The sequence below is a fragment of the Rahnella sp. BCC 1045 genome (assembly GCF_019049615.1).
GTDB classification, from domain to species: domain Bacteria; phylum Pseudomonadota; class Gammaproteobacteria; order Enterobacterales; family Enterobacteriaceae; genus Rahnella; species Rahnella contaminans.
Map to the genome: position 1 here is coordinate 93,540 of NZ_JAFMOZ010000142.1, position 12,378 is coordinate 105,917.

9 protein-coding genes are annotated in these 12,378 nt (G+C 54.5%); 6 read left to right on the forward strand and 3 right to left on the reverse strand.

Translation table 11 applies throughout. The annotated features are described in order from the left end of the window. Positions 1-13: 13 nt before the first annotated feature. The gene (locus J1782_RS22735) at positions 14-991 is read right to left on the reverse strand and encodes a TRAP transporter substrate-binding protein (protein ID WP_165061501.1); all 978 of its coding nucleotides are present in this window, start codon (positions 989-991) and stop codon (positions 14-16) included. 520 nt (positions 992-1,511) lie between these two features. Between J1782_RS22735 and exbB the strand changes: the two genes are divergently transcribed. Together exbB and exbD are read left to right on the forward strand one after the other, a co-directional pair. Continuing rightward, positions 1,512-2,438: a tol-pal system-associated acyl-CoA thioesterase gene (gene exbB / locus J1782_RS22740; RefSeq protein WP_206739003.1), complete on the forward strand. Its 927-nt coding sequence runs from the start codon at positions 1,512-1,514 to the stop codon at positions 2,436-2,438. A gap of 9 nt (positions 2,439-2,447) precedes the next feature. After that, on the forward strand, positions 2,448-2,879 hold the full coding sequence (gene exbD / locus J1782_RS22745; RefSeq protein WP_152324034.1) for a TonB system transport protein ExbD: 432 nt from the start codon (positions 2,448-2,450) through the stop codon (positions 2,877-2,879). Between the two features lie 76 nt (positions 2,880-2,955). Here exbD and garD read toward each other — a convergent pair whose 3' ends face one another. After that, positions 2,956-4,527 (reverse strand): galactarate dehydratase, encoded by a 1,572-nt coding sequence (gene garD / locus J1782_RS22750; RefSeq protein ID WP_152324033.1) that lies wholly within the window; start codon positions 4,525-4,527, stop codon positions 2,956-2,958. A gap of 652 nt (positions 4,528-5,179) precedes the next feature. Here garD and garL point away from each other — a divergent pair. From garL to J1782_RS22770, 4 genes are all read left to right on the forward strand, one after another. Next, complete coding sequence (garL, locus tag J1782_RS22755) at positions 5,180-5,950, forward strand: 2-dehydro-3-deoxyglucarate aldolase (protein ID WP_217153947.1); 771 nt, start codon at positions 5,180-5,182, stop codon at positions 5,948-5,950. Beyond that, complete coding sequence (garR, locus tag J1782_RS22760) at positions 5,934-6,872, forward strand: 2-hydroxy-3-oxopropionate reductase (protein WP_259231107.1); 939 nt, start codon at positions 5,934-5,936, stop codon at positions 6,870-6,872. The genes garL and garR overlap by 17 nt, the downstream gene beginning before the upstream one ends. A 120-nt stretch (positions 6,873-6,992) precedes the next feature. Next, positions 6,993-8,132: a glycerate kinase gene (locus tag J1782_RS22765; RefSeq protein ID WP_152324030.1), complete on the forward strand. Its 1,140-nt coding sequence runs from the start codon at positions 6,993-6,995 to the stop codon at positions 8,130-8,132. A 117-nt stretch (positions 8,133-8,249) separates the two neighbouring features. Beyond that, entirely contained in the window at positions 8,250-9,557 is a 1,308-nt protein-coding gene (locus J1782_RS22770) for an amino acid deaminase (protein WP_217153949.1), read from the forward strand. Between the two features lie 58 nt (positions 9,558-9,615). Here the strand turns inward: J1782_RS22770 and barA are convergent, their stop codons facing one another. Continuing rightward, positions 9,616-12,366: a two-component sensor histidine kinase BarA gene (gene barA, locus J1782_RS22775; protein ID WP_217153950.1), complete on the reverse strand. Its 2,751-nt coding sequence runs from the start codon at positions 12,364-12,366 to the stop codon at positions 9,616-9,618. Positions 12,367-12,378: the final 12 nt, after the last annotated feature.

The following is a 12,378-nucleotide window of genomic DNA, read 5'->3' on the forward strand; positions in this document are numbered from 1 at the left end:
CCGGTTCAACGAATTACTGAACGTCAGCGATTTGCTGCATCAGTTCCTGATGGTCTTTACCGAATTCATCGCGCACGGATTGCGTGGCTTTCACGTAGGTCGCCGGATCGATATCCTGGAATTTCACGCCGCCCGCTTTCATCGTCGCCAGCGCTTTCTCGTTATAGGCTTTCCACAGCTCGCGCTGCTCGTCCTGCGCCTCTTTGGCCAGTTTGAGGATCAACTGCTGGTCTTCGGGTTTCAGCTTGTCCCACTTCACTTTTGAATACAGGAACAGCTCCGGAATGATGAAGTGGCGGCTGTAGGTGTAGTTTTTCACCACCGGCAGGTAGTTGTGCGCGACAAATGTTGGCGGGTTATTTTCCGTGCCATCGATAACCCCGGTTTGCATCCCGCTGAACACCTCACTGACGCCCATCGCCACCGGGTTTGCGCCCATGGCTTTCAGCGTCGCCAGCGCAATCGGGCTGCCCTGAACGCGGATTTTCATGCCGTGCAAATCTTCCGGTTTCACCACCGGTTCTTTAGTGATCAGGTTACGTGTTCCGCCGTCCATCCAGCCGAGAAATACCAGACGCGAGTTGGGATTGCTGGTGATCTTGTCGCCGATTGATTTCCCAATCTGGCCGTCCAGCACCTTATGCATGTGGTCTTCATCGCGGAAAATATACGGGAGGGTGAATACGTTGATTTCAGGGAGAATCGAGGCAACCGGCGTCATGGATACGCGGATAATATCCAGAGCGCCCAGTTGTGCCTGCTCGATTTCCTGTTTTTCATCGCCGAGCACACCGCCGGGGAACGTTTTGATTTCCAGGCGTCCGTCGGTTTGTTGTTGCAGCTTTTCGCCCATGTGCTGAACGGCGACCACATTGGGATAGCCCTGCGGATGCACATCGGCGGCTTTCAGCGTTTGCGCGGCAAGAGCAGGGGGAAATAACAGGGTGGCGGAACTCAGGCAAAGGCTGAGAAGTGCTTTCTGCATTTTCATCAGTTTGTCTCCAGGGTACTCGGTAAGGGAAAGAAAATGAGAGCAAGCGTCGATCAGGGCGAACGGAAGAACCGGCCTGTTCATTATGAAAAAGGTCTAAATAAGCTTTTAAATTATAGGGATACAAGACGTGCCGGTGTGCGGTCTTCGCCTGTGCAAGCACCTTATCCTATTTTGTGTTGTGCGGTATTTGAGCGTTATCACAAACTCATAACAAATGTAAAAAGGTGTTACTTAATATTTAAAACGTTGTTTTGCCTTTAGTAATGAAAGTCAGATGATTGATTTACCATGTGATTTTTGCAGGAAATGTGATGAAGGTGGAATTGTTCATCCTTTATGCAAACCCGATAAACCTTGTCATCTGTCAATGACACGCGGGCCGCGAGGCGCGACAATGTAAATAATAATGAGAACGACTATCAATTAGGGCTTTTTCTTTGATATCATTCGGCGTTATTCATTCCTTCTACACACTGATTCTGGCTGGAGGCGACGCGTGAAAACGGCTCGCAATAAGATGAAAGAGGCGACTTCACTACTGATGTCGTTAATGTTGGTTGCTGGCTTAAGCGGCAACGCGATGGCCGCACCTGCGACGCCTGCGGCACAAGCCGTGACTTCTGCGGCGGCTCAACCTGCAACGGCTGACACCCCGGCACCGGCTTCAGCTGATGCGACCCCTGCTCCGTTAATGCAACCTGCGCCGACCGAAGCGACGCCTGTCATTCCTACCGATTTGTCTGTATTAGGCATGTATCACCACGCTGACGTGGTGGTGAAAACTGTGATGATTGGCCTGCTGCTGGCTTCCGTCGTCACCTGGGCGCTGCTGTTTAGCAAAGGCGCTGAAGTCTTCAGCGGTAAACGGCGCATGCGTCGCGAATTCGATGCGTTGTCTTCCGTGCGTACGCTGGATGAAGCCGCTGAGCAGGCCGAAAGCTTTGCCGCCAGCAGCATCAGCGCGCAGATGATTCGCGATGCGCAGAACGAACTGGAGTTGTCTGCCGGTTCCACCGACAACAACGGTATTAAAGAACGTACCGGTTTCCGCCTTGAGCGCCGCGTCAGCGCCGCTGGCCGTTACATGGGGCGTGGCAACGGCATACTGGCGACCATCGGGGCAATTTCTCCATTCGTCGGCCTGTTCGGTACAGTCTGGGGCATCATGAACAGCTTCATTGGTATCGCGCAAACGCAGACCACCAACCTTGCGGTCGTCGCACCGGGTATCGCTGAAGCCTTGCTGGCAACGGCTGTCGGCCTGATTGCTGCGATCCCGGCCGTGGTTATCTACAACATTTTCGCCCGTACCATTACCTCTTACCGCCATCAGGTAGGCGATGTGGCGGCGCAGATTATCCTGTTACAGGGCCGTGATCTGGACCTGGCTGCCAGCGAAGGCGATGCGCCACGCGGTCAGACGGGTCAGTTACGCGTAGGGTAAGAACAGATTATGGCTATTCGGTTAAACGACGATATCGACGAAAGCGGTGAAATGCATGACATCAACGTCACGCCTTTTATCGACGTCATGCTGGTGTTACTGATTATCTTCATGGTGGCAGCGCCGCTGGCTACCGTCGATGTGCGGGTAGACTTACCGGCCTCGACGGCAAAAGCGCAGCCGCGTCCTGAGAAGCCGATCTTCCTGACGGTGAAATCTGACAAGCAGCTGTTCCTCGGTGATAACCCGGTAAACAGCGACAACCTGACCGCGATGCTCGACCAGCGCACGCAGGGCAACAAGCAGAGTACGATTTTCTTCCGTGCGGATAAGACCGTGGATTACGAAACGCTGATGAGCGTGATGGATAACTTGCGTAAAGCCGGTTATCTGAAAGTCGGTCTGGTCGGTGCAGAACAGACCGGTGCTGCGGTGAAATAAATCCTGACGCCCCAGACGCACAAAAACAGAAAAGGCCAGCATTTGCTGGCCTTTTGCTTTCCTGAAACACTAAAACTCAGGTCACCGGCGCCGGGTTAAACACCGCCAGCGCATTGTGGATGCCCCAGGTGTCTGACCAGGTTTTCTTACGGCCGCTGGCGATATCCAGAATAAAGCGGAACAACTCCCAGCCCACATCTTCGATAGTCGCATCACCGGTTGCGATCGTCCCTGCGTTGATGTCCATCAGGTCATGCCAGCGGTTTGCCAGCGTGGTACGCGTCGCCATCTTAATGACCGGAACTGCCAGCAGGCCGTAAGGCGTACCGCGACCGGTGGTGAACACCTGCACGGTAATGCCTGACGCCAGTTGCTGCGTCCCGCAGACAAAATCGCTGGCAGGCGTGGCGGCGTAGATCAAACCTTTTTTCGTCGGACGCTGTCCGGGTGACAGAACTTCCGAGATAGCACTGGTGCCGGATTTGGCAATCGAGCCGAGCGCTTTTTCGACCACGTTCGCCAGACCGCCTTTTTTGTTGCCCGGCGACGGGTTGGCGCTGCGATCGGTCTGGCCCATCGACAGGTAATTATCGTACCAGGCCATTTCTTCCAGCAGGCGTTTCCCGACATCCACGTCAGCCGCTCGCGGTGTCAGCAGATGGATGGCGTCGCGGACTTCGGTGACTTCGGAGAACATCACGGTCGCGCCGCAGCGCACCAGCAGGTCCGATGCAAAGCCGACTGCCGGGTTCGCCGTAACGCCCGAGAACGCGTCACTGCCGCCACATTGTGTGCCGACGACCAGATCCGACGCCGGGCAGGTTTCGCGCTGGCGGCTGTTCAGGCGCTGAAGATGGAACTGCGCGACGGTGAGAATATCGTCCACCATCGACTGGAAGCCGACGTGCTGTTCATCCTGCAAACGCACGATGTGGGTGTCATCGAGCGAAATCGCCTGCACGTCCGGCGTACCTTCCAGCAAACGTTCCGGCTGCAATTTCTCGCAACCCAGCCCGACGACCATCACTTCGCCGCCAAAATTCGGGTTCAGCGCCAGATTGTGGATAGTACGGATCGGCACAATGGCCGCGGGCGCGTTGATTGCCACGCCACAACCGTAAAGGTGATTGAGTGCAACAACGCCGTCGACATTGGGGAATTTTGGCAATAAATCACGCTCGATGATTTTCACCACGTAATCCACTACGCCCGCCACGCAGTGAACGCTGGTGGTGATCCCCAGAAGGTTCTTCGTGCCTACGCTGCCGTCATCATTGCGATAACCTTCGAACGTATAACCTTCCAGCGGCGGCAACGGTTGCGGGACACGTGTCGCCAGCGGCAGGCTGTTGAGTTCCGGCGCAACGGGCAGCTCTACCAGGGATTCATCAATCCAGCCGCCTCGCGCGATATCCCGAACGGCATAACCAATGACTTCACCATAACGAATTATATCGCCGCCTTTTGCAATAGGGGTTAAAGCCACTTTGTGGCCTTGCGGGATATGCTCAATTAATTCCAGACCGTTAGAAAATCGGGTGCCGGCTTTTAAACCATTGTCATTAACAATAATAGCAACGTTATCGCTTTCATGAACCTTTATAAAAAGCGCTTCGGTAGCATGTTCTTTATCTTTATTACGTGACATAACTGTCTCCGCTTTATTAAATATCCTGAAAGAAGGCTTCAGGTAATTCTCTGAACGTTACGCTGACACTCTTGCTGTCCGTACGGAAGAGGGAGTTCATTATAAAGGACTGATGCCGGAAGCTCATTGTGCAACTGACCAGCTTTTTGCCCGCAGAGCGTTATTCTGTGGGGCAGGTGACAGATTAAATGTGATGAATATCACCCTTTGTTTTGCAGGGATATCCGGTTTTCACAATCTGTGATTCTCCTCCCACGCTGATGTGTGTATGCAAAAGAATAGTCACAATAACATCGTGCATTCTTGTGCGATTGCACAGTGTTATTTTGAGCCCTGTTTTTTATACTGTATTGGCTCTCAGGAAGCATTTTGGAACACCCTGTGGGTTAATTTAACGCAAGGATAAATGCACGAAACGCGGGTTCTATATAAGTTTTTTTCGCAGGAAATAATAGAAAATAGAAAAATAAAACAGTATTCCAAAAATGAATTTTTTCCTGCGAAAAATTCTGCATAAATAGTGTGATGTGAAACATGAGAGTTCAGCTCCGGCCCGATGCTGCTGAACCTAAGCGTCTGAAACTCGAGAACAGTAAATTGCGATGGCGGGTTTTCCGGGCACTCCGGCTCCCGCTCCATAACGAGGTTAGAGATGAGTAATCAAATGATTCCAAACCGGTTCCGCCAGGACTTATTGCAAGGGAAAACCCTGATTGGCTGCTGGTCAGCGCTGTGCAATCCGATCTCCACAGAAGTGCTCGGTGTGGCGGGTTTTGACTGGCTGCTGCTTGATGGCGAACACGCGCCGAATGATGTCACGACGTTTGTTCCGCAGCTGATGGCGCTGAAAGGCAGCCGCAGTGCGCCGGTTGTGCGCCCGCAATTTAATGATCCGGTCGTCATCAAACGCCTGCTGGATATTGGTTTCTATAACTTCCTGATCCCGTTTGTTGAAACACTGGAACAGGCCGAACGCGCCGTGGCGTCTACCCGTTATCCGCCAGCGGGGATCCGCGGCGTTTCGGTTTCTCATCGCAGCAATATGTTCGGCACCGTGCCGGATTATTTCACCAGCATTAACGACAACATCGCGGTTATGGTGCAGATCGAAAGTCAGCAAGGCGTCGACAACCTTGATGCGATTGCGGCCGTTGACGGCATCGACGGCATCTTTGTCGGCCCGAGCGATCTGGCAGCGGCCATGGGACATCTCGGTAATGCCGGACACCTGGAAGTTCAGGCGGCAATCCGTCACATTTTTGAACGTGCAAAAGCACACGGCAAGGCCAGCGGCATTCTGGCACCGGTTGAAGCGGACGCACGTCGCTATCTGGACTGGGGCGCAACCTTTGTTGCCGTCGGTAGTGATTTAGGCGTTTTCCGCGCCGGTACTCAGGCGCTGTGCGATCGCTTTACCCAGTGAACCGGTCTCATCACATCAATATAAAGAGGATACCCGAATGAAAATTGGCTTTATTGGTTTAGGCATCATGGGCAAACCTATGAGCAAAAACCTGCTGAAAGCAGGTTATGAGGTTGTCGTGATGGATCGTAATCAGGACGCGGTCGGCGAAGTGGTGAAACTGGGCGCAACGTCCGCGGAAACACCGAAAGCGGTCGCTGCGCTCTCTGACGTCATCATCACTATGTTACCGAATTCACCGCAGGTCAAAGAAGTGGCGCTGGGCGAAAATGGCCTGATTGAAGGCGCGCGTCCGGGTACGATTTTCATCGACATGAGTTCTATCGCGCCGCTGGCCAGCCGTGAAATCAGCCAGGCGCTGGCCGCGAAAGAAATCGCGATGCTCGATGCGCCGGTTTCCGGCGGCGAACCGAAAGCCATCGACGGCACCATGTCCGTCATGGTCGGCGGAGATAAAACGGTCTTCGAAAAATGCTATGAAATCATGAAATCCATGGCCGGTTCCGTGGTGCATACCGGTGATATCGGCGCAGGTAACGTCACCAAACTGGCGAATCAGGTCATTGTGGCGCTGAACATTGCGGCGATGTCCGAAGCGCTGGTGCTGGCGACCAAAGCGGGCGTGGATCCTGATTTAGTTTTCCAGGCGATTCGCGGCGGTCTGGCGGGAAGTACGGTTCTGGAAGCAAAAGCGCCGATGGTGATGGATCGCAACTTCAAACCGGGATTCCGTATCGATTTGCATATCAAAGATTTAGCCAACGCGCTGGACACTTCTCACGGCGTCGGCGCGCAACTGCCTCTGACCTCGCTGGTCATGGAAATGATGCAGGCACTGAAAGCGGATGGTCACGGGCAATCTGACCATAGCGCCATTGCACGCTATTATGAAACCTTAGCGAAGGTTGAAGTTACCCGTTAGTCTGTGGTGGCAACGTGGCCTAAAATCGTCAAACAGGCCGCGTTTCCCTTCAGGCAGGATGCAAAACTGACAGGACGCTTTTCCACTTCGGCGCGTGCAGTTTATGAAGGTAATGACTTTATGAAAATAGTGATCGCACCGGATTCATACAAAGAAAGTTTGTCTGCTTTGGATGTGGCAAAGGCCATCGAGAGTGGTTTCCGTGAGATTTTCCCCGAGGCGGAGTATGTCAAACTGCCGGTTGCTGACGGTGGTGAAGGCACCGTCGAAGCGATGGTGGCGGCGACCGGAGGCCGCGTGGTTAAGGTGACCGTCACCGGGCCGCTGGGCACGCCACTTGAGGCTTTCTTCGGGCTCTCCGGGGATGAGAAAATCGCTTTCATTGAGATGGCGGCCGCCAGCGGGCTGGAAAGTGTGCCTGCGGCGCAGCGCAACCCCCTCAAAACCACCTCTTTCGGTACGGGCGAGCTGATCCATTCCGCGCTCGACCATGGCGTTAAACATTGCATTATTGGCATCGGCGGTAGCGCCACAAATGACGGCGGGGCAGGCATGATGCAGGCGCTGGGCGCAAAACTGCTGACCAAAGAAGGCAAGCAAATTGGTCAGGGTGGTGGCGAGCTGGAGAAACTGCACCATATCGACATCAGCGAACTGGATCCCAGAATTAAAAAATGCCGCTTTGAAGTGGCCTGTGATGTCACCAATCCGCTGACCGGAAAAGACGGCGCTTCTGCGATCTTCGGGCCGCAAAAAGGCGCGACGCCGGAAATGATCGAACAGCTCGATGGCTATCTGCATCATTATGCGCGGGTGATCAAAAAGGATCTGGGCATTGACGTTGAGCATGTTCCGGGTGCCGGCGCGGCAGGCGGAATGGGTGCGGCGTTGTTCGGATTCTGCCATGCTGAACTTCGTCAGGGTATTGAAATTGTCACGGACGCGCTGGGTCTTGATGCGCTGGTGAAAGACGCCACGCTGGTTATCACCGGCGAAGGGCGCATCGACAGCCAGAGCATCAACGGTAAAGTGCCGATTGGTGTCGCGCGGGTCGCCAAGCGTTATAACAAACCTGTCATTGGTATCGCAGGCAGCCTGACCAAAGATGTGGATGTCGTTTACAGCCACGGACTGGACGCCGTTTTCAGTGTGCTTTACAGCATTTGTACGCTGGATGATGCTCTGAAAAATGCCGCAGACAATCTGCGCAAGTCGGCACGTAATATTGCCGCCACCATTAAGTTATCGCAAAAACTCTGAGCTGAAACGGTCAGTATAAAAAACCGGTGTCCAGGCCCAGCCTGCGCCGGTTTTTGTATTTTATTTGCGGCGATTTTACGTTAGGTTTTAGAGACATTCGCCAATGAGAAAACACGCATGTCAGAGACTGATTTTTCGAAGCAGCCGGTAGAAACTCAAACCAAAGGATTAGGAACGCTGAAAGCCGGTGCGCTGACGGGCGATATCCGCGCGCAGGGCTGGAATATTCTCCGTGAAGACGTCAGCCTGCCGGTCGCCGTTCTGCTTGAAGAGAGAATCGAACACAACCTTTCCTGGATGCGTGAATTTATCCAGCGCTACCGGCTGAAACTGGCACCGCACGGCAAAACGACCATGAGCCCTGAACTGTATCAGCTGCAAATGCAATACGGCGCGTGGGGCATCACGCTGGCAACCGCGCCGCAGGTGAACGTGGCATTTCAGCACGGCGTCCGCAAAGTGATTATGGCGAATCAGCTGGTCGGTAAAGGCAATATGGCGATGATCGCCGGACTGCTGCGCGAAGATCCTGATTTTGATTTCACCTGCATTGTGGATTCAGCCGAAAACGTGGAAACGCTCGGGCACTATTTTGCCGGCCAGCAGCTCAGATTGCGGATCATGTTTGAATACGGGATTGTGGGTGGCCGCACCGGGATCCGCACAGATCAGCAGGAAGCCGACGTACTCGCCGCCGTGAAACGCTGGCCGCAATCGCTGGCGCTGGTGGGCGTTGAACTTTATGAAGGAGTCAGCAACGACGAAGCGGTGATCCGCACTTTTCTGCGTCATGTTCTGGCACGCACCGAAGTGCTGGCGCAGGCCGGGGAATTCGCTGAACCCACGGTGATTTTAACCGGTGCCGGTTCGGCCTGGTTTGACGTAGTGGCGGAAGAACTGACGCGGGAAGATCAGCATCTGGATGCGCAAAAGCGTTATACGCTGGATATCATTTTGCGTTCGGGTTGCTACGTGACGCATGACGTTGGTGCGTATCAGGCGGCGCTGGAACGTATGCAAACCAGCAATCCGGTGGCGCGAGAGATGAACAGCAGTTTACAACCCGCGTTGCAGGTCTGGGCGGCAGTGCAGTCTTTGCCGGAACCGGGCAGGGCGATTATCGCTTTAGGCAAGCGCGATGCGGGTTATGACGCCGGTTATCCGAAAGCCGCCGGGCATTTCCGTCCGCGCAGCGCCACGCAGGCCGGTTACACCACGGTGGTGCCTGCGCCTGAGGACTGGAAAGTTTACGCGATGATGGATCAACATGCGTTTATGTCGATCCCGGAAAATGCGGATCTGAAAGTCGGCGATATGCTGGTGTTTGATATCTGCCATCCGTGCCTGACGTTCGACAAATGGCGTCAGTTATTGCTGGTTAATGAACAATGGGATGTCACCGGCGCGGTGAAAACCTGGTTCTGATGCGCTGATTTGCAGAAACCAAAACGCCCGGCATGATCGGGCGTTTTATTTTGCGGTTTTACCTCGGCAAATATGCCACCGCAGCCTGTTTCACATTTTCGATTTCGTCGAGCAGCTCGAACCATTCCGGCTCCAGCGCATCGACGCTCACGCCCTGACGTAGTTGTTGTTCGATGTAGAAACACAGCTGTTTCAGGCGCGGCACGCCGCTGTAGCTGCAACTGCCGTGCAGTTTATGGATAAGCGCCAGAATATCGTTATCCGGCTCGTTACGCGTGATGGCTTCCACCCGTTCGGCCACCTGCGGCAGGAATTCCACCAGCATTTGCAGTAAATCCTGGGCCAGCGCGACTTTATTGGCGGACTGGCTCAGCGCCAGCTGCCAGTCGAGCGTACTGATTGGCGCGAGTTTTTCTTCGGTTTGTAACGGCGAATTCAGCTGCGCCTGATGAGAATGATGACGCGACAGCACATTTTTCAGCATGCTTTCGTCGATGGGTTTCGCCAGATAATCATCCATGCCGAGTTTCAGCAGTTGCTCGCGCTCGCCGCTCAGCGAGTGCGCGGTGACCGCGACGACCGGCGTATTCGCGTGGCGCGCCATCTGGTGAATGATTTCGCTGGCGCGGATACCGTCGATATCCGGCATCTGAATATCCATCAAAATAATATCCAGATCGGTATGACGCGCGACTTCAATCGCTTCCTCACCGCTGTGGCACAGCACGGTGGTTTCCACCAGTTCTTCGAGCAACGCGCCAATCAGTTTGAGGTTCGCCGGATTATCGTCCACCGCCATTGCGGTCAGCGGCAGGCGCGAAGTCCGGCCTTCTTCGTTGTTAATCACCCTGACCGAGGTCTGTTGTTCTTTAAGCAACAAAGGTAGCAGGCGGATGCTGGACATCGGTTTGATCAGGCAAGCCTGCACGCCGCGCCGTTTCAGTTCTTCGGCATCGACCTGGAACTGGCTCGGCAACGCCAGCAGAAGGTGGCGCGTCATGCTCAGCACTTTTTTCAGTTTGCCGTCGTAATCGGAGAGCGTCTGATCCGGTTTGACCGGAATGCTGCACAGCATCATGTCGTAATACGCATCCGGCAGCGCCGCCAGCGTGGTGCGGTGGGTGATATCCAGCGGTGTGGCTTGCAGGATTTCCATCGTGGCTTTCGCCGCCGCCGGATTGGCTTCGACGTAGGCCAGACGTTTGCCTTCAAGGCCGCTCATGGAAACCGGCGTCACGTGGCGGTTTTCATTGAGTTCCAGCGTGACGTGGAACCAGAACGTCGAACCGCGGTTGATCTGGCTGTAGAAGCTGATGTCGCCGCCCATTTCTTTGACCAGACGCTGAGTGATGACCAGCCCCAGACCGGTGCCGCCGTGACGGCGTGAAATGCTGGCATCTGCCTGACGGAAGGCCTGGAAAAGCTGCGACTGCTGGCGCTCGGAAATCCCGATGCCGGTATCGTGGATCTGCACTTCCAGTTCTACTTGCAAATTATTCTGCGAGCGCAATTCAACATTGATATCAATGTTGCCGCTTTCGGTGAATTTAATCGCATTTCCCAGCAGGTTAGTAACCACTTGCTGCATGCGCATCGGATCGCCGAGAACGTTTTCCGGCACGTTGTTGTGGACGTTCAGCGTCAGCTCCAGCCCCTTATCATGCGCGGTGTGGGCGAGCAGGATCACCACTTCATCGAGCATTTCACGCAGGGCGAAGGGAATATGTTCGAGCACCAGCTTGCCGGCTTCCAGCTTCGAGAAGTCCAGGACGTCATTAATGATGGTCAGCAGGTGATTCGCGGAACGCTCGATGGTTTGCAGGTAATCCGCCTGCGTTGGCGAGAGCGGTGTTTTCAGCGTCTGACGGGTGAAGCCAATCACGCCGTTCAGCGGCGTACGCAACTCGTGGGACATATTGGCCAGGAATTCAGATTTAATACGCGCGGCTTCCTGCGCACGTTTTTTCGCGAGATCCAGCTCGACGTTCTGGATTTCCATCTGCTCCAGCGTTTCACGCAAATCTGACGTGGCCTGATCGATGTTCTGCTGCACTTCTTCGTGATACGCCGTCAGCGACATCGCCATCGAGTTGATGCCGTTTTTCAGCATGCTCAGCTCGCCCGGCATATTGCCTTCCACGCGGCTGTCGAGCTGGCCGCGGCGGATACGGTCAACCGTATTGACCATATTGCGTATGGGGCCGGTGACGTCGCGCATCAGGCGGTAAGCAAACAGGGTGGCGATCCCCAGACACAGCAACAGCAGCATGGTGGAAACGAACGCTTCCTGATATTGCGCAAGGCGCACGGAACGTAAATCCAGCTCAATGGCGATATAGCCTAGCATATGTTCCTGAGACAACATGAACGCTTCATCATCCGTTTCCGTGTGGTTTTCGGCCTGAATCGGCGTGCGCAGGATTAACATATCGCCGGCGCGAACTTTGGTCAGGCTGCGCGGAATATCGTCGACACTTTTCACCTGTAACGGGCTGCCTTCGCGCAGCGAGTTGGAGGTAGCGAACAGTTTGTTGTCGCCGTCGAAAACGCTGATGCTGCGGACAATATCTGAGTGATTGCGGTGCAGGCGGCTGATCAGGCGCTTCACCGGTTCGCGTTCGCGGAACGTCATGCCGTATTCGCTCGCGACCGCCAGAGGTTCGATAATGCTAGCTCCGGCGTCTGTCAGCTGGTTCTGCAACTCGTTGTAGCGGTGCACCACAAAGAAAGTGCTGAGCAGCAAACCGATCATTAACGTCGGTGCCAGAATCAGGATCATCATCCGTGCGCGAAGGCTATATTTGGTCATGAGGTTCCAATG

Excerpts from the sequence above, each read along its gene's own strand:
- J1782_RS22735 (WP_165061501.1), bottom strand. The coding sequence starts at position 991 with ATGAAAATGCAGAAAGCACTTCTCAGCCTTTGCCTGAGTTCCGCCACC.
- exbB (WP_206739003.1), top strand. The coding sequence starts at position 1,512 with ATGAAAGAGGCGACTTCACTACTGATGTCGTTAATGTTGGTTGCTGGC.
- exbD (WP_152324034.1), top strand. The coding sequence starts at position 2,448 with ATGGCTATTCGGTTAAACGACGATATCGACGAAAGCGGTGAAATGCAT.
- garD (WP_152324033.1), bottom strand. The coding sequence starts at position 4,527 with ATGTCACGTAATAAAGATAAAGAACATGCTACCGAAGCGCTTTTTATA.
- garL (WP_217153947.1), top strand. The coding sequence starts at position 5,180 with ATGAGTAATCAAATGATTCCAAACCGGTTCCGCCAGGACTTATTGCAA.
- J1782_RS22765 (WP_152324030.1), top strand. The coding sequence starts at position 6,993 with ATGAAAATAGTGATCGCACCGGATTCATACAAAGAAAGTTTGTCTGCT.
- J1782_RS22770 (WP_217153949.1), top strand. The coding sequence starts at position 8,250 with ATGTCAGAGACTGATTTTTCGAAGCAGCCGGTAGAAACTCAAACCAAA.
- barA (WP_217153950.1), bottom strand. The coding sequence starts at position 12,366 with ATGACCAAATATAGCCTTCGCGCACGGATGATGATCCTGATTCTGGCA.